Source organism: Niastella sp. (assembly GCF_045805085.1).
GTDB lineage: Bacteria > Bacteroidota > Bacteroidia > Chitinophagales > Chitinophagaceae > Niastella.
This window is the reverse complement of record NZ_JBJMLX010000259.1, coordinates 1-25604: the sequence shown is the minus strand read 5'-3', so window position 1 is coordinate 25604 and position 25604 is coordinate 1. Positions and strand designations below refer to the sequence as shown.

Here is a 25604-nt window from a genome sequence, read left to right as displayed (position 1 = left end):
TTATGGCGGATGAAAACAAAAACCAGTAACTATTATGTGTGGTATCTGCGGATTTATAAAATTTAACAACAGGACGTCAGGCGAGGATGCCGGGATCATCCGGAAAATGAACAGCAAACTGTTTCATAGAGGTCCCGATGCCCAGGACACCTTGCTTTTTGATAATGTGGCACTGGGTTTCAGCCGGCTCAGTATAATTGGACTTGAGAATGGTATGCAGCCCATTTATAACGAAGACGGGTCCCTTGTGCTGGTGTGTAACGGAGAGATCTTCAATCATATTGAGATCCGGGAAGAATTACAAAAAGCGGGACATGTGTTCAAAACCCGGTCTGATGTAGAAGTGATCGTTCATTTATATGAGCAGGAAGGAATGGAATTCCTTAATAAATTGAATGGCCAGTTTGCTTTTGCTTTGTATGATAAGCGGATCGGGAAATTATTATGCGCAAGGGACCCGATGGGTATCTGCCCCTTGTATTATACCCTGGTAGAAAACACTTTTATTTTTGGGTCGGAGATCAAAGCGATCCTCGAACATCCCCTTGTCCCCCGTGAAGTTGACCTGGTTGGTCTTGACCAGGTGTTCACATTTGCCGGGCTTATCAGCCCCAGAACAATGTTCAGGCATATCAACAGCCTGGAGAACGGCCATTATATTATCGTCAATGACCAGGGTGTTATTCAAAACAACGAATATTGGGACCTCATCTATCCCGAACAGGAGATGCAACAGGACGGGCATCCTGAAAAATATTATATCGATAAACTGGAAGAATACTTCGAGCGATCGATCCAGCTCAGACTAAGGGCAGATGTGCCTTCCGGACTTTACCTGAGCGGAGGGCTGGACTCATCGATGATCACGATGAAAGTTAGCCAACTATACCCCACTATCAGTAAAGAGGTCTTTTCCATTGATTTCGCAGAGTCCAATATTTCGGAAACACCCTACCAGATACTGATAGCAAACGAAAGCCGTTCGAAACTGAATAAGAAGACATTTTACTTTAAGGATATCAGTGAAAGGCTGAAGCAGGCTATCTATCACTGCGAATGCCCGCTCAAAGAGACCTATAACACCGCCTCCCTGTCATTATCAGAGGCCACCAGGGCTAAAGGGATCAAAGTGATCCTGTCGGGCGAGGGTTCGGACGAACTTTTTGCCGGATATGTAGGCTACCGTTTTGACAAGATGCGGGCAATGAATTTTGTACAAAATGCCACCAGCCCGGAAGAAGAGGACATCCGGGAACGTATTTGGGGAGATAAGACGTTGTTTTATGAAAACAATTTTCAGGAACTGGAAACAATAAAAAGAGGATTGTATTCGGATGCAGTCAATGAAAAATTTGACGAGGTCAATTGCCTTAACCACCCGGTCATTAATAAAGAAAGACTACGTAACCGGGATGTACTGAACAAGCGGTCGTATATCGATTATAAACTGAGACTGGTCGATCACCTGGTAACCGATCATGGAGACAAAATGGCGTTGGCCAATTCTGTTGAAGTAAGATATCCTTTCCTCGACAAGGACCTCATCGCTTTCTCAACACAGGTGCCGCCAGAACTGAAACTGAAGGATTTTACAGAGAAATATGTAGTAAAGGGCATGGCTAGCCGCTTTGTGCCGAAAAAGATTATCGATCGGGAAAAATTCGGTTTTATTGCGCCTGGAAGCCCTTACCTGCTTCAAAACAACATAGAATATATCGAACAGATCCTCTCCTATGATTTGATCAGGAAGCAGGGATATTTTAATCCCGACAGGATCGAAGAATTGAAAAATACCTACAGACAAAAAGGATTCACCCTAAACATTCCCTTTGAAAGCGATTTACTGATCACCGTGATCACTTTTGGAATACTCCTGGAGGAGTATTTTTCTTGAACCCGCAACACCTGAACCTGCCAATTCAAGCACTATGACGATTCGCCTGTTTACCAAAAGAATCCTTTTGTTACTGTTCCTTATGACCGTAACCGGCATCTTCCTTTCTGCCAGTGCCCAAAAGCACAAATCGTTTCAAACCAATGGCAGAATGATCAATGTTGATAGTTTTAACAGGGAGATTGCAAAAATGATGAAAGAGGTGGGCGTTCCTGCCCTGTCATTAGCGGTGATTGAGAATAATAAAGTTGTATTTCATAATACCTATGGCGTCAGAAAAAAGGGAGATAAGAAGAAGGCGGATAACAGGACCGCTTTTGATGCCGGTTCCCTTTCTAAAAGTTATCTCGTTTTCGCAGTGTACCAACTGGTGGATCAGGGTAAACTCGATCTTGATAAACCATTATATCAATATTTGAAATATGATCGCCTTGAATATGATCCCCGGTATAAATTAATTACTGCCAGAATGGTGCTCAGCCATTCTTCCGGAATAGAGAACTGGCAATTTCAAAATGATCCCCTGAAACTGGAAATCATAAGCGATCCCGGAACAAAACTGGTATATTCCGGTGAAGGCTATAATTACCTGGCCAAAGTAGTGGAGTCGATCCTTCATCAGCCTTATGAAATATATATCAGGGATCTTGTTCTGAATGTTCTTCAATTGAATAATTCATACCTGAAGTTTATAAAACAAAAACATCACCTTTTTCACAAAGAGTCTCCCTGGAATTATGCCGTCGGGCACGGTCTCGACAGCAAACCCATCGTTAAAAAGAACTATGCAGTCAGCCCGGCCTCTGGAAACCATATCACCGCCGAAGATTATGCGAAACTCATTATTGGGATCTTCGACACCACCCATCTGTCGGTGGCCAGGATAAAGGATCTGGAGCAGCCCATCGCACGGGTCAATAATTCATCCACCTTTTACGGGCCTGGTTTTGAAGTGGCGGATATCGATGGAGACCTGGTTATAGAACACGGAGGAGATAATGATGGGTTTAAGAACCAGATGTTTTATTCCGTTGCAAAAAAGAGAGGCTATGTGTTCCTGTCGAATTCTGACCGGGGAAGATTGATGATGAAAAAGCTATGTGATATGACCGTTCAAATGAATATTGAACCTTATTTAAACGCAGAATTTTATCTCACGGATATGTATCCGAGCAATGCCAGCGATCTGTTAAGGATCTATGATGAAGAGGGCGTTGAAGCCATGTATGCGGCATTGGATAAACTTAAAAAGAACGGCACGGTTGGAGCCACCACCCTGGACGTTGTCAGCTTCTATCTGAAATGGTACTATGGAGGCGACAATAGGGTCACTCAAAAATTACTCGAAGATAATATCGCATTATATCCCGATTCATCCTTGTCCTATGTACTGCTGGGAAGACATTTAAGAGACCTCGGCAAACCCGACTCCGCCCTGCTGCACCTGAAGAAAGCGCAGGAGATGCATTTCTCCGCATGGAGCATCGATGGAGATATCAGCGATTGCGAAACGAAACTGGTGGATTTCAATCGAAGAAAGTCATTAATGGTCAGGATCAATGAAAAGGAACAAACCACCGTGCCGGCTGACAATTATAATTTAATGAGCGGGGTCGTGTCGATTGCTTCAACAGACGAAGGGGGCGGGCGGTGTCTTGCCTATATCGAAGCAGATGACTGGATGGAATACAGGATCGATGTCCGGGATAGTGGTAACTATTCGATGACCTTACGAGTTGCCAGCCTGCCAGGAGGCGGACAGGTGGAACTGCGTATCGAAGATACTTTATTAACGACCATGAATATTGAAACTACGAAGGGCTGGCAGAACTGGGTGTCAAAGACTACCGCCATTCGTTTACCGGCAGGAAGCCATACGCTGCGGCTATACGCCAGGGTAGGTGGTTTTAAATTAAACTGGTTAAAATTCGCCAAACAATCAATCTGAACGCATGAACCCTGAACAAGAGAATGTCATTGGAATAGTCGGCGGCATGGGCCCCCAGGCAGGACTGGCCTTATATGACAAGATCATTCGTCACACGAAAGCAGTAAGGGACCAGCAACATTTGTCCGTGGTGATGATGTCTTTCTCAAAACATATCGTTGACAGAACTGAATTCTTACAGGGAGATACGTATACGAACCCGGCTTTTAGTATTGCAGTAGTTATTAAAAAGCTGGAACACGCCGGCGCAGAAATAGTCGGCATTCCCTGTAATACCTCTCATTCTTCCCCCATCCTGGATGTGATCTACCGGGAATTAGACAGAATGGATTGCCGGGTACGGTTGGTAAATATGCCTGTGGAGACCTGCCATTTTATACAGGCAAATCACAAAAGCGTCCGGCGTATCGGGGTCATGACCACTAACGGTACCTATAAGACGGGATTATATAAGAATTTATTGTTGGATTTGGGCTATGATGTCGTGATCCCGGATCTTATTTTTCAAAACGAGGTTATCCACAGAATGATCTATGATCCGGTATTCGGAATCAAATCAAAACCCGATTCTATTTCATTAGAAGTAAAAATATTATTGGAAAAAGCGTTAACTTTCTTTAAGAAAAGAAATGCTGATGCGATCATTCTCGGCTGTACCGAATTATCGCTTATACTTCCCGGAATGATGGTTAACGATATGCTCGTCATCGACTCCACTGATGTGCTGGCGAAGGCATTGATCAGGGAGGCGACAAAACGGGAACAATTTCCGCGTGCCCAATCGTTGAAGAACATTAAGTCATAAATATGTTTAAAAACTATCTGATCATTGCATTCCGGAATCTTAGAAAGAATAAAGTGTCCGCTATTATCAATATCGGTGGTCTTGCTATGGGGATGGCCGTGGCCATGCTGATCGGCTTATGGATATATGATGAATTGTCTTTCAATAAATACCATGAGCATCACCTCCGCATCGCACAGGTTATGCGGCACCAGGATCAACAGGGTGACAAAATAACAAGCTTTTATCACCCGATGCCGCTTAGCGAAGAACTTCATACCACCTACAAGGATGTTTTTAAATATGTTGTCATCTCCAAACAAACGGAAGAGCATATCATTTCAGCCGGGGAGAATAAATTTGTCCAGGCGGGGAATTATATGGGAGCCGATGCGCCGGAGATGCTCAGCCTCAGAATGCTATACGGCAGTCATGGTGGGCTGAAAGACCCCAATTCCATCCTGCTATCCCAATCTTTAGCAAAAAAGCTATTTGGTAACGGTGATCCTATAGGGAAGATCGTGAAGATCGATGACCGGTTTACTGTAAAAGTTACGGGCGTGTATGAAGATCTGCCGGCCAATTCAGAATTCAGATATGTATCCTATATAGCTCCTTTTGAACTATGGGTCTCGGGCTTGAGAAACAAGGGAATGGATGCCCGAAGCGATTGGAAGAATTATTTTGTATTGATCTATGCTGAGCTGGCGCCCGGCGCCGATGTTAACCGGGTGTCAAAGATGATCAAAAATACCTATCTGTCTCATGTTGATCAGAAGACTGCGGATACAAAGCAGGAACTGTTTCTTCATCCGATGGACAACTGGCACCTGCATTCAAAATTTGACAATGGGATCGCATCCACCAGTGATCAGATGATGTTTCTCTGGTTCTTTGGTTTCATTGGAGTTTTTGTACTGCTGCTGGCTTGTATCAATTTTATGAACCTGAGTACGGCCCGTTCTGAAAAACGCGCCAGGGAGGTAGGTGTGCGCAAAGCCATTGGCTCTTTGCGCGGTCAGCTGCTCACGCAGTTCTTTTGCGAATCATTGCTGGTGGCCGCTTTTTCTTTTGTATTGGCCATTGGTCTCGTCATGCTTGTCCTGCCCTGGTTCAATAAGGTGGCGGGTAAGGAGATCTCCATATTATGGGGCAACCCCTTGTTCTGGCTAACGGGTCTAGTTTTTACCATCATTACCGGTCTGATTGCAGGAAGCTACCCTGCATTTTACCTGTCTTCCTTTAATCCTATTCTCGTACTAAAAGGCAGCTTTAAGGCTGGTCGTTTTGCATCGGTTCCACGAAAAATACTGGTGGTGCTTCAATTCACAGTGTCCATTATGCTAACTGTCAGCACGATCATCGTTTACAGGCAGATCCAGTTTACCAAGGACCGGCCGGTAGGTTATACCCGGGATGGCCTTTTAATGTTCCACCTGATGGCACCAGGCTCTTCCGGAAAGTATAATTTGTTAAGTAATGAATTAATGAATACCGGCGTGGTATCGGGAACGGCAGGGGCAGGAGGCGCCGTCACCGAAGTCTGGTCTATGAACAGGAATTTTGATTGGAAAGGGAAGGACCCGGCTACGGACCCCAGCTTTGTTACCCTATCCGTTACACAGGACTATGGTAGTACGATCGGATGGCAATTGATTGCCGGTACTGGTTTTTCAAAAGGATATGCCAGCGACTCATCCGGTTTTGTGATCAATGAAGCGGCAGCAAAACTGATGGGGCTGAAAGACCCGGTAGGAGAATTTGTGAGATGGGAACCTGGCTGGCGCAAAGGCGGAAACTTTAAAATATTAGGCGTCATAAAGGATATGGTGATGGAATCTCCTTTTGAACCGGCGCAGCCGACGATCTTCACCCTTGATTCGGTTACGAGATGGATGTTCGTCAGGATCAATCCTGCAGTGAGCGCCAGCAAAGCCCTCGCAAGGATTGAGCCCGTCTTTACTTCTTTATTTCCCGCAGCGCCATTCGATTACAAGTTTGCCGATTTGGAATATGCCAAAAAATTTGAATCGGAAGAGCGTGTAGGCAAACTGGCCACATTTTTTTCCATACTGGCCATTTTTATATCCTGTTTGGGCTTGTTCGGGCTTGCCTCTTTTGTGGCGGAGCAAAGGACGAAAGAGATTGGCGTAAGAAAGGTATTGGGCGCCTCCGTGTTTGGTGTATGGCGCCTGATCTCAAAAGAGTTTTTCATGCTTATCCTCATCGCTTTCCTGATTGCTACGCCAACGGATTATTTCCTGATGTACAACTGGCTGCAGTCCTACCAATACAGATCGGGCATTCCCTTGTGGGTGTTTATGGTTGTAGGGTTGGGCGCATTGTTGATTGCATTGCTGACCATTAGTTACCAAACGATCAAAGCTGCATTACTGAATCCGGCAAAAAGCCTGAAGGCTGAATAGAATACCTTATCACATATGAAAATATTTTCGGTCAACCGGGTCGCACCGTTGATTATTATCTGCCTTGGCTTTGCCCTGCCTGCTGTTTCACAAAGCGGCACGGCGGCAAACGGCAGCAGGATGGATAGCGTGGATAAAACAGTGTCCGCGTTGATGAAGGCGGGAAATATACCCGGGTTGAGTTTGGTGATCGTACAGGATGGACAGCCCGTTATCAAAACTTATGGTTATGCGGACCTCGACAGTAAAAGACCGGTAACCGACAATACGCTTTTTGAAATTGGTTCCTGTACAAAGGCCTTTACGGCGCTGGCTATTGCAAAGCTGATTCATGAGCACAAACTGTCGTTGAACGATTATGTGTCCGACTATATACCCTGGTTCCGTGTGAGGTATAAGGACAGTCTGGTAAACATCACCATCGCTCAATTATTACATCATACCAGCGGTATCCCCTGGAGCTCCATCTCAAACATACCCCAGACTAAGGACGAGGATGCACTGGTAAAAACCGTTAGAAATCTGGAAGGGCAGGAGTTAAAACGGCTGCCCGGGAAAAAATATGAATATGCTACCATCAATTACGATGTGCTGGCCCTTGTTATACAAAACATTTCAGGACAACCGTTTGAAACCTATATCCGGCAGCAAATTTTCGAGATGCTGCAGCTCAGCAATACCAGCATCGGTATCCCGGTAGATAGCGCGTTGATGTCAAAAGGTTATAAGATCGGATTTTTCAAACCAAGGGTATATGATGCACCCGTGTTCAGAGGTAATTATGCAGCGGGATATGTGATTACAGATGCCAGGGATTTTTCAAAATGGCTGCAGTTTCAGATGGGGCTGAAAGATACATCCTTATATGAGCTGGCGGCTTTCACGCAGCAGCGGGATGAAACCGTACCCCTGCATTTTTATATGTCTGCCTATGCCATGGGATGGAACCAGTCCTTTGAAGGCAATGGAGAAGTATATCACGGTGGTGTAAATCCGAATTATACGGCCTATATACAGTTTCGAAAAAAGAGCAAACTGGGGGTGGCGGTATTAGCCAATTCAAACAGCACCTTTACGCCGGTGATCGCCAACAGGGTGATGAAGCTGCTGGCTGGCGAGAAAATTGAAAAGGAGTATGATCCGGGAGATGGCAACGATAAGGTCTTTTCAACAGCCTCGATCATTCTTGGCTTGTATCTGCTGGCTCTTGCTTTCTTTATCGGCCGGATCATCTTCGATATCATAAAGGGAAAAAGAAAGTATGCAGGATTTTCGCGGGCTGCACTGGGCAGGATTGGCTTACTACTGGTTATCTTTCTACCCTACGTATATGGGATCTACCTGCTTCCAACTGCCTTATTCGGTTTTAGCTGGAAGTCGATGATCGTCTGGACTCCCTTCAGTTTGACGACCGGTCTGAAAATGCTCAGTCTGGCCATAGGTGTATCCCTCTGTACCTATATAGCAGGCGTGGCCTTTCCGGAAAAAGATAAGTTCAGAAGAATCGCCCCCCGACTTATCCTATTGAGCGTATTATCTGGTTTGGCAAATATGCTGTTGATCATCCTGATCACTTCTTCCCTTGATCTGGACAATATAGTGGAATTGAAATACCTGATCTTCTATTATTGTCTGACACTATCGGTGTACCTTTTTGGAAGAAGATTCGTGCAGGTCAGCCTGGTAGCCTATACTATGGACATGATCTATGAATTGCGGATAAAGATCACCGATAAAATATTTGCCACTTCCTACCAGAACTTTGAGAAGATCGATCGGGGACGGGTATATACAGCCCTGAACGATGACGTTGGTACTATCGGCGAATCCGCCAATGTATTTGTAGTACTGGTTACCAGTATATTCACCGCCGGGGGAGCGCTGTTATACCTGGCTTCCATTGCTTTTTGGGCCACTATATTAACCTTCTCTTTGATGGGGGCGCTGACCACGCTGTATTTTTTTGTCAGCAAAAGCACCAATAAATTTTATGAGGCTGCCCGCGACAGCAGGAACGTCTTTATGCGGCTCATCAACGGTATGATCGATGGGTATAAAGAGCTTACCCTGCATCGGAACAGGAAAAAGGCGTATAAAGAAGATGTAGCAGCAAGTGCGGATGAGTATAAGAAAAAGATCACCGTTGCCAATATCCGGTTCGTGAACGCTTCCTTTGTAGGCGAGGCTGTATTGGTCCTCATCCTGGGTGTTGTTGCATTGGGGTTCCCAAAATTATTCCCTGGCATTAAAGTCTATACCCTGATGAGTTTTGTGATCGTACTGCTGTACCTGATCGGGCCGGTGAATACGATCCTGAATTCCGTACCCACTGTATTGCGTCTTCGCATCGCATTAAACCGCATTAAACAATTTCTCAATAGTATTCCATCAGATCCCGACAATAAGAAATTGATCCTTATGCCAACGCCAGCTACGATCAATAGTATGGGAGCAAAAGGTATAGCATTTCAATACAGGAACGGAGACGACCAGGATCCTTTTTCCATCGGCCCCATCGATCTGGAAATGAAGAAAGGTGAAATAGTCTTCATCGTGGGGGGTAACGGAAGCGGCAAAACGACATTTGCCAAACTGCTCACAGGCCTGTACGAACCCGATCGGGGCAAATTTACCATCAACGGCGAAGAAGTTCCGTTTTCCAGGCTGGGGGAGCATTTCTCAGCCGTTTTCAGCCCGGTGCATCTTTTTGAAAAATTATACGATATCGATATCAGCGGGCGGGAAGAGGAAGTCAACAATTATTTGAAGCTGTTGCACCTGGATGAAAAAGTTCGGATAAACGGAAATAAATATAGTACGATCAATTTATCCGGCGGACAAAGAAAGAGACTGGCCTTGTTGCAGGTTTTTCTGGAAGACTGCCCGGTCTGTCTCTTTGATGAATGGGCCGCCGACCAGGACCCGGCTTACCGTTTCTTTTTCTACCGGACACTGCTCCCGCAAATGAGAAAGAAAGGAAAGATCATTATTGCGATCACGCATGATGACCACTATTTTGATGTAGCCGATAAAGTATATAAGATGGATCAGGGACAACTCCTTCCCTGGGAAAGCTCCTCAGTTAAGCACTTCGTTATTTGAAGTTTCTAATCCTACAATAATTTTTATGACTAATGATTTATTTTATCTGAAGCCCAATGTGGTTATCGGACCCTTTGTGGACAGATGGTATGCATGGACGCATTTGATCTCTCCGGCTACCGGAGCTATGAACGTATTTGGCCGCCATATGCGGATCATGAATTCGTATATCAAAGCCCCACAGATCCATGCAGAAGCCGTGAAGAACCCCAAAATGAAGGGCGGCCCGTTTATGGACTATAAAGAACCCCGTGTAAAGGAGATCGAAAGACTGCGGGACGAGACTGCCATCAACCGGAAAAAATCCATTGAGTTTGCCGAAGCTGTTATTGTGCTGGATAAAATGCTTAAAGAGAATGCCAGAGGTTATTCAATGGAAGCATTGTACGATAAGGTGCCTGAGATCCTGAAAGGCTATGTTGAATTAGTATATGATCTGAATAACAATCCTTCTTTCCGGTTCTTTGAATCCCTTTTATACAAAAGCGAGTTCTATTCAAAAGCTTCTCAAAGCATTGCCTTATGGATCACCAATAACGACGAACGGCCATTTTCCTTGAGTACGCCCCAACTTGATGATCCGGATGTATTGCATTTGAATATTCCGTTCGATCACGTTGGCATTGATGTATTGGGCATGATGAAAAGGAAGGCCGGATCCATTGATAAGATAGCGGATATACTGGGTGTTAAAGATTCGGACAGGCCACTGTTCGACACCTTTTTTACTAGGCAGGAGCATCCTAAATACCGGAAATACGACGGTAACAAAGCCAGAATGCGTTATTTCGGTCATGCCTGTATCCTGGTCGAGACCAAGGACGTAAGTATTTTGGTAGACCCGTTGATCAGCTATTACGGATATGAATCGAGCGTTTCCCACTTCTCGGATATCGATCTTCCCGATGTAATAGATTATGTGTTGATCACTCACAATCACCAGGACCATATCGTGTTTGAAACCCTGTTGCCGCTTCGTCATAAGATCAGGAACATCATAGTTCCCGACTCAAACAGCGGCGCACTACAGGATCCAAGTCTGAAGCTGACCTTTCAGGCATTGGGTTTTGAGAAAGTGATCACGATCGGCGAAATGGAAGAAGTGAAATTTGAGAATTGCGTGATCACCGGAATTCCTTTTACCGGAGAACACAGCGATCTCAATATCAGAACGAAGACCTGCTTTCATATCGCCATTGATAAATTCGCCTTTCTTTTTGTGGCTGACTCCAGGATCCTGGAAGCCAGACTCTATCATCATATCCAGCGGATCATCGGCGATGTGGACGTTATTTTTCTGGGAATGGAATGCGACGGGGCACCCCTGTCATGGTTATATGGCCCGCTTTTGACCGGCGAGATCACCCGTGAAAATGATCAGTCAAGAAGGCTCTCCGGCTGTGATTTTGAAAGAGGCATGCATCTCATCGATACATTTCATCCGAAAGAGGCATATGTATATGCGATGGGACAGGAGCCCTGGCTTGAATTTATCAGCAGTATTAAATATACTCCGCAGTCTAACCCAATCATACAATCGAACCGCCTGGTGGAAGAATGCACCATACGTAAAATAATTACAGAAAGATTGTATGGAGAAAAAGAGCTGTTGTATGATTATGAAAAGCAGATGGAAACAGTAGCGTAATAGTTCTTCATTAAAATGGAATAACCTTATCTTATGTTCTTTCAGAAGGAATTAAAGGCTGCACTGGCAGAAGGAAACAGCAAGGCGGCCATCGAATACGATGGGAAATCGATTGCCCGTTCGGCACTGTACCAGACTTCAGAAGCCATAACAGCATGCCTGTTGAGCAAGGGAGTGGAAAAGGAAACCGTCATAGGGATCCTGCTAAACGACAGGGTCGATCTGATCAGCGCTATGATCGGTGTGATCAATGCCAGGTGCGTTTTCGTGTTGATCGACAGCAAATGGCCAGCTGCCCGAAGGGCTTCCCTCATCAGCGACCTGGACCTGCAGCACCTCATCTGTCCCCGCTCCACCGGAGAATTACCTGTTGCGGAAATCTATTATTTTGAAGATATCATTTCTTCTGTCCTGCCTCCTTACGACGAGCCTGCCTATGACGGTGGGGACAGCCTGTACATTTATTTTACTTCAGGTTCTACCGGTAGGCCCAAGGGGATCGTAGGCAGGAACGACAGTCTGCTGCACTTTATAAAATGGGAGATCGATGAATTCGGTCTGAACAGCGACTGCCGGTGCAGTCAGTTCATCAGCCCCTTTTTTGATGCTTTCCTCCGGGATATCTTTGTTCCATTGCTGGCAGGCGGAACTATTTGCATACCTCCGCCAGAAGATGATTTTCTCCAGCCGCTTAACCTGATCGACTGGATCGATGGGGAGCGGATCACCCAGATCCATTGCGTTCCAAGCCTGTTTCGCACCATCATTGTTGAAAACCTGCTTCCCAACAGGTTCATAAGTTTGAAGTACATCCTGCTGTCAGGAGAAAAAATAATCCCTTCGGAATTGATTCGCTGGTATGCTGTCTTCCACGACAGGATACAACTGGTCAATTTATATGGACCTTCGGAAACCACCATGATCAGGTCCTGTTACAGGCTAATGCCGGCCGATGCCCATCAGTCGAGGATTCCGATCGGTTATCCTATTTCCGGTACTACATTCTTCCTTTTCGATAAAAACGGCAGACCATGTAGTACACTCGTTCCAGGTGAACTGTATATTCAAACCGCTTATAGTACTAAAGGGTATCTCAATGCGCCGGAACTGACGGGCGAAAAATTCGTGGTTGTCAACCCGGATGAGCCGGATGAAAAGATTTGTTTTAAAACGGGTGATATCGCCCGGCGATTGCCCGATGGCAGATTGGATCTAATCGGCAGGGAAGACAGACAGATCAAACTAAACGGCATTCGTATAGAACCTGATGAAATTGAAACAGCGCTTATCCGTTCCGGCCTGGTAAAAAGCGCCGTCGTTGTCCTGCAGAACGGGCAAAACGGTCGGGCCGGAAATGGCTCATTGATTGCCTTTGTTATTACATCCTTTCCTACGGATACTCATCCTGATGGCGGAATAGAAACGGCCTTGCGCCAGTATCTGGAAGCCGGGCTGCCTGCCTATATGATACCTGCGGCTATCGTGCCGGTAGCCGAATACCCTTTGCTGAGCAACGGTAAAATTAATTATGCGGCCCTTGCAACCGCACCCATTCACAAAGAGATCATCGCGCCTGCCGATGAAACCGAGGAACGATTGCTGTCTGTCTGGAAAAGCCTCCTGGGCGACAAACCAATTTCGACTGATGATACTTTTAATGTAGCTGGCGGCAGCTCGTTAACCATGATGCAACTTATCAGCAGGATTGTCCGGGAATTTGATGTCCGAATCACGCTGAGCGAATTATTTAATAACCTGACCATTCAGAAGCAGGCAGCACGCATCCGGCAAGCTGAAAAACAACAGTTGGTCAACATGGCACCGGCGCCAATCCAAACTTCGTACCCTATTACGCCGACCCAGCGACGACTATGGATCCTAAGCCAGTCTGATGAAGGGAATATCGCTTATAATATGCCGGCAGCCTACCTGTTCGATGGAGAGGTAGACCGGGCAGCATTGGAACAGGCTTTTGCCAGGATGATCGAACGGCATGAGAGCCTGCGTACCGTATTCAGAGAAGATGAGCAGGGCACCGTCAGACAATATATCCTTTCACCGGAAGAAGCAGGATTTCATTTGTCTCTTCGGGATCTGCGCGAAGAACGCGAACAGCAGGTAAGGCAATTGGTACAGGATGAATTCAGCCGGCCTTTCGATCTGGCAAAAGGCCCATTGCTCCGGGCAGTTTTGTACCGGGTGGAAACCGGTAAATGGATCTTTGTTTATAACATGCACCATATCATCAGCGACGGCTGGTCGATGAATATCCTGATCCAGGAATTGTTGCAATACTATAATGCAGCCATCAATAACAGCGACGCATCCCTGGCTCCTCTTGCCATTCAATATAAAGATTATGCGGTGTGGCAACAGGAGCAACTAAGCGCAGAACGGCTGAAAAAGATAAAGACCTGGTGGCTGCAACAATTTGAAGACGAAATACCAGTATTGGATCTGCCGGGAGACCGGGCACGTCCTGCTGTAAAAACATATAATGGGGCAATGATCCAGGCAAGGCTCAATCACGGATTGAGCAGGAAATTCAATGCCCTGTGTCAGCAACAGGAGGCAACCCTGTTCATGGGGCTGCTTGCAGTAGTAAATACATTATTATTCAGATATACCAACCAGCACGATATTGTCATCGGCAGTCCTGTTGCCGGAAGAGAGCACCCTGATCTGGAGAACCAGATCGGCCTGTATTTGAATACGCTTGCATTCAGAACGCGTTTCCGGGAAACAGATAGTTTTATCAAGCTGCTCAAGAACGTTCGGCATGTGACCCTGGGCGCATTGGAACACCAGCTATACCCTTTCGATGAATTGATAGACGAGCTGGACATGCATCATGACAGAAGCAGAAATCCCCTGTTCGACGTACTGCTTGTATTGCAGCCCGCCACCACGCACCGGCTAGGAGGCGCGCAGCTGGGCAGTGTAAACGTAAGCAGCTATGAAGGGGCGGAACCGGTTGCCAATAAATTTGACCTCACCTTTGTCTTTGTCGGATTTGAAGACGATCTTCAGGTGAACATCGGATATAACAGTGATATTTTTGATAGCAGCACAATAGAACGGCTGGTCTTACACCTGCAGACATTGCTGTCCGCCATCCTGCAGGATCCCCGTTTGCCGGTAAAGGAACTAGTGTATACCAGCCCGAAAGAGAGAGAACAGATCATCAGCATTTTTAACAGGGAAGACAAGGTCTATTCCGGCAATAAGACAGTTGTAGACCTGTTTGAAGAGCAGGTGATCCGATCGCCTGATAAGAACGCGATTGTTTTTGGAGAGGATACGCTTAGTTATGTGGAATTAAATGAGAAGGCCAACCAGCTGGCGCACTATTTAATAAACCAGTACCAGATCGGAGCGAATGACCTGGTGGGTATCTTACTTGATCGGTCGCCACAGTTTTTCATCGCATTGATGGGTATTTTGAAATCCGGCGGCGCATACCTGGTGCTGGACCCGGACCTTCCTGCAGCAAGAAAGGAATTCATGATAAAGGATGCGGGCATCAGAGCGCTCGTAACACAGGCGGATTATGCAGCAGCGCTTACAGGTTCTAAAGAAAATCCTCCTGTCAGTCGCGAAGTAAGCGACCTGGCTTATGTCTTATATACATCAGGATCCACCGGCCTTCCCAAAGGCGTAATGATAGCACATCGGTCACTGGTAGATTATTTTTATGGCATTGTGGATGCCACCAATATCAGCAGTTGTGCAACCTTTGGTCTGGTATCAACACTTGCGGCTGACCTGGGGAATACCGTTATCTATCCTTCCCTGCTGTTGGGAGGAACCCTGCATGTATATTCAGCAACAGACGTCATGCAGCCGGATAAAATGAGTGTTCAGCTACTGGATTGTCTGAAAATAGTACCCTCACACTGGCGGGCATTGCAGCACGGCGATACAGTATGGGCCCCTGCCAAATGTTTGATCTTTGGCGGAGAAGCATTGACGGAAGATGTTATCGGTCTCCTGAAGACGCATCATGAGGATTGCGCCGTATACAATCATTACGGTCCAACGGAAACAACTATAGGAAAATTGCTGAAGCGGATCTCGCTCCCGGAGAGTGCCGGCAGGGTCGCGTTGGGTTCCCCCTTTTGTAATAGTCGTGTCTATATTGTAGACAGCAGCAGGCAACTTTGCCCGGTCGGGATTCCTGGAGAAATTTGCATCTCGGGTACAGGGGTCGCACGGGGATATTTGAATCGGCCGGATTTAACAAGTGAAAAGTTTGTAGCCAGTCCTTTCAGGGAAGGCGAAGTAATATATAGAACAGGAGATCTGGGCAGGTGGCTTCCCGGTGGCGAGATCGAATATCTCGGCCGTACAGATGACCAGGTAAAGATCCGCGGTTATCGTATCGAGCCGGGCGAGATCGAACGTGTATTGTGTCAGCATGAAAACATTCGTTCGGCCTTCGTATTGGCCAAACCGGTTCCGGGAGGAGAAAAAGAGTTAATAGCCTGGTACTGCGGGCATGTGGAAGCTATCCAACACTGGCTTGGTAGCAAACTGCCGGCCTATATGATACCGCAGCGATTCATTGAACTGGCAGAAATGCCTTTAACAGCAAATGGCAAGATAGACAGGAGACGGTTACCCGACCCTGTGAGTGCGCCGGTGGCAGACGAAACAGGTTACCGGGCGCCCCGTACGGCAACCGAGCAAGGGCTTGCTGTCATCTGGCATGACCTGTTAAGCAGGGACAGGATCGGGTATAAAGATGATTTTTTTGCATTGGGCGGTCATAGTTTAAAAGTGATGCGCCTGGTCAGCCGTATTCGCCAGCAATTCGGAGTGGCCATCGGGTTTAAGGACCTTTTTTCAACAACCGTACTGGAAGATCAGGCCATGTTGATCGCGAAGGCGCAACAAGCAGTCTTTGTGCAGATACCGCTGGCGGCGCATAGTAATGGTTATCCAATGTCTTCTGCCCAACGCCGCCTATGGATTTTAAGTCAGTTTGAAGGCGGTAATACAGCCTATAACGTATCCGGGGCGTATGTATTGGAAGGAGACTTACAGCGGTCATCGCTGGAATATGCTTTCAACAGCCTCATCACCCGGCATGAAACGCTGAGGACGGTATTCCGGCAGGACGGGGATGGCGCTGTCAGACAATATATCCTTTCACCGGAAGGGGTTGGGTTCAGGCTGGTGTATAGTGATTTGCGTCAGCATGGGCAGCAGGCGTATGAGCAGGAGATGGGTGAATCATTCCGGCAACCCTTTGATCTGGCAACCGGACCACTGATACGCGCGCATCTATACCAAACAGGAGACCACAAGTACTTCTTTACATATAGCATGCATCATATTATCAGCGATGCATGGTCGAAAAGCATATTCTTCCGGGAGTTACTGGCATTTTATGAAAGCCACCGGCAAAGCGGCATCAGCCCGCTCCCGCCATTGCGGATCCAGTACAAGGATTATGCTGTGTGGCAGCAGGGGCAATTGAGCGAAAAAACAACAGCCGGTCATAAAGCATATTGGCTGAATCAGCTGGGAGGTGCATTACCGGTATTGGAGCTGCAAGGAGACAGGCCCCGTCCTGAGGTAAAAACCTATAAAGGAGGGGCTATCCAAAAGACATGGAAGACAGCACAAAACGAGGGGCTGCAAAAGCTATGCGCTCAACAGGGCTGCACCTTATACATGGGGTTGCTGGCGCTGGTCAATACCTTATTGTACCGGTATACTACACAGCAGGATATCCTTATTGGCAGCCCAACGGCAGGAAGGGACCACACAGATCTGGACAATCAGATTGGGTTTTATGTGAACACATTGGTATTGCGAACGCAGTTCCGGGGTGAAGAATCTTTTCTTGCCTTGCTTGAAACAATAAAACAGATTACACTGGATGCATTTGAGCACCAGGCCTATCCATTTGATGAACTGATCAATGACCTGGGTTTGCAAAGAGACATGAGCCGAAGTGTCTTATTTGACGTGATGGTCGTATTGCAAAATACGGAGCTCGACCAACTCAACAGACAAAATACTCAGGCCGCACTGCAAGTCACCGAACTCCGGGGAGGGGAGCAGGTATACAGCAAGTTCGATCTCTTATTCAATTTCCTGGAAAAGGATGCGGGTATCGATCTCCGTATCGAATACAATAGCGATCTGTTCGACCAGGCCACCATTCTTCGGTTGGGAGATCACCTGGAAGCATTGCTGGAAGACATCCTGGTACGGCCATCCATCCCGCTTCAGCAACTGGACTATTTGCGGCAGGAGGAAAAACGTGCCCTTTCGGAGGGTTTCAATAACACTTCAGTCGCCTGGCCAAAGGATAAGACCGTGAAGGAGCTTTTTGAAGAACAGGCAGCGCTGATGCCGGATAAGATGGCATTGGCATTTGACAACCGGGAATGGTCGTACAGGGCCCTGAATGAAAGAGCCAATCAACTGGCAGCCTGGTTAAGACACCAATATGCCATCAGGGCCGATGATCTTATCGGAATACACCTCGAACGGAGTGACTGGCTGCTGATCGTCATATTGGGTGTATTGAAATCCGGCGCAGGCTATGTTCCCGTTGATGCAAACTATCCAAAGGATACAATCGAACATATTCTGGCGGAGAGTAAATGCAAAATATTGATCGATGAAGCCATGCTGGAAGAGATCAAAGCCGTAACAGAGCATTGGCCAAAGGAAGATCTGACGGCTATTGCATCACCGGCCAGCCTGGCCTATGTAATGTACACCTCTGGTTCTACCGGCCAACCCAAAGGCGTAATGGTGGAGCACAGGAGCGTTGTGCGACTGGTAAAACCCGCGAATTATGCTGAATTGAGCGAAAGGGAAATACTGCTATCCACCGGCGCCGTCGCATTTGATGCCACCACCTTTGAATACTGGGGGATGCTGCTGAACGGAGGCAGCCTGATCATGTGCAGCAAGGATGTGTTGTTAGATGCTGCACAGTTAAAAAGCCTCATAAGAAACCGCGGGGTCACCACCATGTGGTTCACCGCTGGCTGGCTGAACCAACTGATTGAAGAGGATATCGAGGTCTTTCGCGGTTTGCGGACCCTGCTGGCCGGCGGAGATAAACTATCGGCCGTGCATATTAATAATCTTTTGCGTTGTTATCCCATACTGAAAATAGTGAATGGATATGGCCCTACGGAGAATACCACTTTCTCACTGACATATCCGATCGAAAAGGAGACAACAGACATTCCTGTAGGGCGGCCCATTAATAATAGTACGGCCTATATTCTCGATGAGCGGCTGCAGCTTTGCCCTGTCGGTGTCACCGGTGAGATCTGCGTGGGAGGAATAGGATTAGGACGGGGATATCTGAATAATGAAGAACTGACAAGAGAGAAATTCATTCCACATCCATGGTTGCCGGGAGAAAGGATCTACAGAACGGGTGATCTGGGGCGATGGCTGCCGGATGGCAACATTGTTTTTACTGGACGTAAAGACGAACAGGTCAAGATCCGCGGATACCGCATAGAACCCGGAGAGATAGAGAAGGCATTACAGAGTCATCCGGACATAGATTCAGCTGTGGTCATTGCAAAAGTAAAGCCTTCCGGGGAGAAGGAGCTTGTTGCCTACCTTACAGGTAAGAACACTCTCACCGCCCCGGCTATACATGCGCATCTAAGCCGGATCGTTCCCGCATACATGCTCCCTGGTTACTATGTCCTGCTCTCCGCATTCCCATTGACGCCCAATGGCAAGATAGATAGAAGGGCGTTACCCGACCCCGAAGGCCGGAGCCTGCTATCGGACATAGAATTTGTTGCTCCCCGCAACGACATCGAAGAAAAACTGGTCGCTATCTGGCAGCAGATCCTGGGTAAGGACCGGATAGGCGTAAAAGATAATTTTTTTGAGATCGGCGGTCACAGCCTCAAGGTGACACAGCTTATTTCAAGGATCAACAGCAGCTTCCTCGTACAGATCAGGATACAAAGCATATTCAGGGAGCCGACAATAGAAAATATAGCAGTGCAGATCGATTTTATCCTTGACCAAAAGAAACAAAAACAAAATAAAGAGAAACTAACGGAGATAGAACTATGAGAGAGCTACTCAATCGACTGAAGGAGCAGGATATCCTGTTGGAGGTGGTAGATGGCAAATTGAAGCTATTTGCCAATGACACTAACCTGGACCCCGCCCTGATTGCAGAAGTGAAGGCAAAAAGTAACGAGCTTTTACAGTTTTTATCAAATGCAGACCAGTCCGGTTTCAACGATTCATACAGCCTGCATATTCCCGCTACACCCGAAGCCGGTCATTATCCTTTGTCATCTTCGCAGGAGATGCTTTGGATAGTATGTCAGCATGAACAAAGCAATGTGGGCTATAATATCAGGGAGGTGTATGAGTTCGAAGGACAGCTCGATATAGCCGCTTTATCATCGGCATTCAATAACCTGCTGAAACGGCACGAGATCCTTCGAACAGTATTCAGGGAGGACGAACAGGGAGTAATCAGGCAATTCGTTCGTTCAAAGGAAGAGATTGATTTTAAGATCGGCTACTGGGATCTGCGAAACGAAACCGATCAGGAAGCGCAGGTAAGCCGGTTACTCCGCCGGTCATCGCTGATGCCGTTCGATCTTGCTGAAGGACCCTTATTAAGGGCCGATTGCTGGCAGATAGAAGATCACCGGTATATCTTCAGCTATGTCATGCATCATATTATCAGTGATGGATGGACCATGGAAATACTGCTAAGGGAATTATTGCACTATTATAACGCTACACTGCAGGGTGGTTCTGATGACAGACCGCCATTACGGATCCAATACAGGGACTATGTGGCCTGGCTGCAGGAACAGTTGAGCGGCGCTGCCAAAAGCGCGCATAAGGCTTACTGGCTACAGCAGTTCCAGGGAGACCTTCCTGTACTGGCATTGGAAGGAGATAAACCCAGGCCACCTTTGAAGACCTATAATGGAGAAGAACTTAGTTTCAGGATCGGTGCCGATACGGCGAAAGGTATCAAAGCTTTGTGTAAAGCGCAGGGCGCCACCTTATTCATGGGGTTACTGGCAGCAGTAACCGCCTTATTGAACAAATTTACCGGGCAGGAAGATATCGTTATCGGCACCCCGATCGCCGGCAGGGGCCATGCCGATCTGGAAGACCAGATCGGTTATTATGTAAATACGCTGGCGCTAAGAATGCAATTCAGCCGGAATAATAATTACCGGGCGATGCTTGAAATGGCCAAACAGGTTACGCTGGGCGCCTACGAACATCAGCTGTATCCTTTCGGAGAACTGGTAGAGGCATTGCACATGCAGCGAAATATGAGTCGTAACCCGCTGTTCGACGTGCAGGTGATATTGGGACAAAGCGGAATGCTGAAGGCGGAAGATAATTCAATCGCCGGTGGCCTGCAGGTGCGTAACTATGAGGGCGAACAATCGCGTACGAGCCGTTTTGACATAGTATTTAATTTCGTGGAAGCCGGGGATGAACTGCTCCTGGGCATATTGTATAACAGCGGTATTTACACGCACGAGGGGATAACCCGTTTGGGCGCTTGCCTGGAGCAATTGATGGCAGCTATCGTAATGAGCCCCGAAACAACGATCGTGTTGCTCGATTGCCTCCATGCAAACGAAAAGCAAAAGATCCTGACGGATTTTAATGGCGGGCAGCTGGAATACCCTAACAACCAAACCGTGCTGGACCTCTTTAACAGACAGGTATTATTGCATCCTGATCATCCGGCCCTGGTATTCGAAGGAGAATCGCACACCTATAAAGAGCTGGACAACCTGTCGAACCGACTGGCCGGGTATTTGAAAAAGAATTATGCCATCACAGGCAATGACCTGATTGGGATCATGGTGGACAGATCGGATAAAATGATCATCGGCATCCTGGGGATCTTAAAGTCCGGTGCGGCTTACGTGCCAGTAGACCCTGACTATCCCCAGGCCAGAAAAAAATTCATCATCCGGGATACGCAGATAAAAGTATTGTTGACCCAGTCGGATTACCTGTTTGATCTCGACTATTATGACGGGGCTATTTTTGCTTTGGATATTCAGCTGGATATGCCTGATGACCAACTGGAGTACAGCAATCCCGATCCTGCCCATATAGCCTATATCATTTACACTTCCGGTTCTACCGGCAACCCCAAAGGCGTACTGATAGATCATGGCAACCTGATGCATTCCCTGGTGTCCCGGATGGAGATATATCCTGGTGTCCGGAAATTTCTACTAATGTCCTCTTATGCATTCGACAGCTCCATAGCAGGCATTTTCGGTACGCTTTGCACAGGCGGTACATTATGCATCATAAAAAAAACAGACACGGCCAATGCCCATTGGGTCGCTGAATATATTGTAAAGAACGGGATCAGTCATTTGCTTACTGTTCCTTCCTTATATCAGGTATTGCTGTCTGAACTGGCCGATACAAACAACGCGCTTTCAGTCGTCATCGTGGCAGGAGAAACCTGTTCTGTACAATTGGTAAATTACCATTATAGCCTGTCCGCCATGCAGGATTGTGTCCTGTACAACGAATATGGCCCTACGGAAGGCTCCGTATGGAGCAGTGTTTATAAATATGAAAAAGGGCAGCAACCTTTTTTAACCATAGGCAAACCGATTCACAATACGCAAATGTATATTCTCCGGGATGGCGTATCAGTCCTTCCGGTAGGCTTACCGGGAGAAATTTGCATAGGTGGAAGGGGTGTGGCCAGCGGATATTTAAATCAACCGTACCTGACCGCAAAGAAGTTTGTTACCAATCCCTTCAAAGCGGGTGAACGAATGTACAGGACCGGTGACCTGGGAAAATGGTTGCCGGACGGAAACATCGTTTTCATGGGACGTATGGACGACCAGGTAAAAATAAGAGGCTATCGGGTAGAACTGGGAGAGGTGGAAAACGCATTGCAAACACATGCGTCCATCGATGCTGCCATCGTAGTGGCCAGACCCGATAAAGAAGGAAATAAGGAATTGGCGGCGTTTGTGACCGGTCCGGATACACTAACGGTGCCGGAAATAAAAGGTCATCTCGGCAGGATCCTTCCTGAACATGCCATCCCGGCCCATTTCATCCGGCTGGGAGAATTCCCATTGACACCTAACGGCAAAGTAGACAGGAAAAAACTCATCGAATACACCGGGGAAGGTATCAGCGGTGGTACGGAATATATTGCTCCCCGAAATGAAACGGAAGCGAAACTGGCAGAGGTATGGGAGGAAATTCTGGGTAAAGAAAAGATCGGTGTCAGGAATAGTTTTTTCGAAATGGGCGGCGACTCCATAAAGATCCTGAGAATGGTAGCTGCAGCCCGGAAAAAGCTGGATCTGGAAATTCCGGTTGCCGAAGTCTATAAACACAATACGATCGAAAGTATCCTGATGCATGTGCTGCAGCATAAAGAGTACATCGGGGTGAGACAGGAAGCAGATACAACTATGAGAGCGGCCGTGATCGCACAAATGGATGTATTGAAGACGCGGGTACTATCCTATGATCATATCGCGAACAGGCAAAAAATAGAAGATGTCTATCCCATGAGCGACATCGAAAAAGGGATGGTCTATGAGTCGCTATTGAACGATGGGTATACTATCTATCACGATCAAATGGTCCATCAACGGGTCTTCCCTGCATTTGATAGTACAAGGTTCAGATTGGCCATACAATTGCTCGTTGAAAAACATTCCATATTGCGGACAAGCTTCGATGTGAGCAATCTTGAGCAGCCGGTACAGCTGGTGCATCGGACAATACCCGTGGACGTGCATTATGCCGACCTGTCCGGCACTGACAGTACAGAACAGGAAGCTACCATAAGATCATTTCTCCGGGCTGAATTGCAGCGCCCTTTCGATACTGCAAAAGCACCCTTGTGGCGGATGGCCGCATTTAATATCGGGGAAAACAGGATCGTATTCGTTTCCCAATGTCATCATGCCATTATCGATGGCTGGAGCGATGCCCTGTTCATGACAGAACTGAATAACCTCTACCTGCGGCTGGCAGAGGAGCCGGATTATAGACCCGTGAAACTGCGATCGGATTATAAGGAATTTGTGATCCGGCAGGAGATCGATAAAATGGATCAGTCGGTGCGTACATTCTGGAAGGATGAACTGGCCGGCTTTAAAAAACCGGAGCTTTTCACCAGTGAAGATTTTTCAGGAAGATACCATTTCGTTCCTGACAGGAGTATGGTAAAGAAACTGGAAACCCGGGCAGGCAAACTGGATACCAGTATAAAAGCCATCTCATTAAGCGCCTTCCTGTACCTGCTGCAGGTATTGAGCTATAATGAAGAAATAGTAGTGGGTGTCGTAACGAATACCAGGCCGGATTGCGAAGATGGAGATAAGGTACTGGGCTGCTTTTTAAATACGATCCCGCTGCGTATGGAGATCAGCAGCGATGAAAAATGCACGTCACTCACCAGAAGAGTGTATAATAAACTGATCGCCTTAAAAGACAAAGAACGATTGAGTCTGCTGGAGATTGCGCGATTGCATACAAAGGGAACGGGCAATCCTTTTTTTGATGTCATTTTCAATTATGTCGACTTTCACGCATACAATGAGATTGAAAATAAACTTCCTAATGGCTACGGACAGCAAGTTGCTGGGATTGAGATTGCGGGTAAAGGAGTGACCAATACTTTTCTTGACCTGACCGTTAACATGACCGGCGGTAGATTCAGTGTTGGGATCACCATGGGGAAAAAGATGAAAGGCGGTTTTACCCCCGAACAAATAGGGGGCTTATATATGACCATACTATCCTTTCTAACCGACCCGGCCGACAGGGCACTCCATACAATAGAGCTCGTGGGGGAAGTGGAGAAGCAGCAACTGCTCACAGCATTTAATCCGGTCCCTGTAAAGATGCCCGATGGACCGGCAACGATTGTGGAGCTGTTTGAGGAAAAGGTGGCAAGAACGCCCGATCGGGTTGCCCTGGCATACAGGAATACAACAATGACTTACCGGGAGCTCAATGAACAATCGAATCAGCTGGCGCATCATCTCAGAACAACCTGTCATATACTACCGGACGATCTGATCGGAATAAAACTGGAGAGATCGGAAAGACTGATTATAACGATACTGGCTATTCTGAAAAGTGGCGGCGCTTATCTGCCCGTAGATCCTGGCAACCCACCGGAACGCATCGATTACATGATCAAAGACAGCGGATGCCAGTTGTTTATTGATGAAAACTGGCTGAATGACTATGATCAGTTTCAGAAAGCAGAAGGACTGAATGACCCCATTCAGGTCAACCAGCCTAACAACCTGGCGTATGTCATTTATACCTCCGGTTCTACCGGAAAACCAAAGGGCGTGCTGGTAGAACACCGGTCGGTCGTGAACCTGATTGTAGCACAAAGGGCTGCATTCGGCATCAGTGAGGAAGACAATGTGCTTCAAGCTTCCGATGTCTCTTTTGACGCTTCGGTAGAGCAAATCTTTATCGCGCTCACCAGCGGAGCGCGGCTAACCATGATCGATAAGGCGGTGTTGCTGGAGCCGGAAAAGCTCGAAGCATTTATTGATGATCACCAGATCACGCATGTTCACCTGGTACCGGGGATCCTGGCCATGCTGCCAGTCAAAAAATATACTTATCTGAAAAGAGTCATCGCGGGAGGAGACACCTGCCCGAAAGACCTGGCCGAAAGATGGAGTGCGCATCATCCTTTTTATAATGAATACGGGCCTACGGAGACAACGGTCACTTCCATTATGCACTTGTATGATCCCAACAATGAGCAACAGTCATTT

General features: G+C 47.1%; 8 protein-coding genes. All 8 read left to right on the top strand.

Features of this window, described 5'->3' with window-relative positions:
- Positions 1-34 precede the first annotated feature (34 nt).
- On the top strand, positions 35-1894 hold the full coding sequence (gene asnB / locus ACJ751_RS13520; protein ID WP_407746029.1) for an asparagine synthase (glutamine-hydrolyzing): 1860 nt from the start codon (positions 35-37) through the stop codon (positions 1892-1894).
- 67 nt (positions 1895-1961) lie between these two features.
- Positions 1962-3842 carry a serine hydrolase gene (locus ACJ751_RS13515; protein WP_407746028.1) on the top strand — a complete coding sequence of 627 codons (1881 nt, stop codon included), beginning with the start codon at positions 1962-1964 and terminating at the stop codon, positions 3840-3842.
- A 4-nt stretch (positions 3843-3846) separates the two neighbouring features.
- Entirely contained in the window at positions 3847-4647 is an 801-nt protein-coding gene (locus ACJ751_RS13510; RefSeq protein ID WP_407746027.1) for an aspartate/glutamate racemase family protein, read from the top strand.
- 2 nt (positions 4648-4649) lie between these two features.
- Entirely contained in the window at positions 4650-7052 is a 2403-nt protein-coding gene (locus tag ACJ751_RS13505) for an ABC transporter permease (RefSeq protein ID WP_407746026.1), read from the top strand.
- 15 nt (positions 7053-7067) lie between these two features.
- A complete protein-coding gene (locus ACJ751_RS13500; protein ID WP_407746025.1) occupies positions 7068-10154 on the top strand; it encodes a cyclic peptide export ABC transporter in 3087 nt (1028 codons plus the stop codon).
- A gap of 25 nt (positions 10155-10179) precedes the next feature.
- Positions 10180-11802 (top strand): MBL fold metallo-hydrolase, encoded by a 1623-nt coding sequence (locus ACJ751_RS13495; protein ID WP_407746024.1) that lies wholly within the window; start codon positions 10180-10182, stop codon positions 11800-11802.
- 33 nt (positions 11803-11835) lie between these two features.
- The gene (locus ACJ751_RS13490; protein ID WP_407746023.1) at positions 11836-19878 is read left to right on the top strand and encodes an amino acid adenylation domain-containing protein; all 8043 of its coding nucleotides are present in this window, start codon (positions 11836-11838) and stop codon (positions 19876-19878) included.
- Positions 19875-25604: amino acid adenylation domain-containing protein (locus ACJ751_RS13485; RefSeq protein WP_407746022.1), on the top strand; the 5730-nt coding region annotated here is incomplete at its 3' end. The genes ACJ751_RS13490 and ACJ751_RS13485, both read left to right, overlap by 4 nt.

Coding starts and splice junctions, on each gene's coding strand:
- ACJ751_RS13510 (WP_407746027.1), top strand. CDS start 3,847: ATGAACCCTGAACAAGAGAATGTCATTGGAATAGTCGGCGGCATGGGC.
- ACJ751_RS13505 (WP_407746026.1), top strand. CDS start 4,650: ATGTTTAAAAACTATCTGATCATTGCATTCCGGAATCTTAGAAAGAAT.
- ACJ751_RS13490 (WP_407746023.1), top strand. CDS start 11,836: ATGTTCTTTCAGAAGGAATTAAAGGCTGCACTGGCAGAAGGAAACAGC.
- ACJ751_RS13495 (WP_407746024.1), top strand. CDS start 10,180: ATGACTAATGATTTATTTTATCTGAAGCCCAATGTGGTTATCGGACCC.
- ACJ751_RS13500 (WP_407746025.1), top strand. CDS start 7,068: ATGAAAATATTTTCGGTCAACCGGGTCGCACCGTTGATTATTATCTGC.
- asnB (WP_407746029.1), top strand. CDS start 35: ATGTGTGGTATCTGCGGATTTATAAAATTTAACAACAGGACGTCAGGC.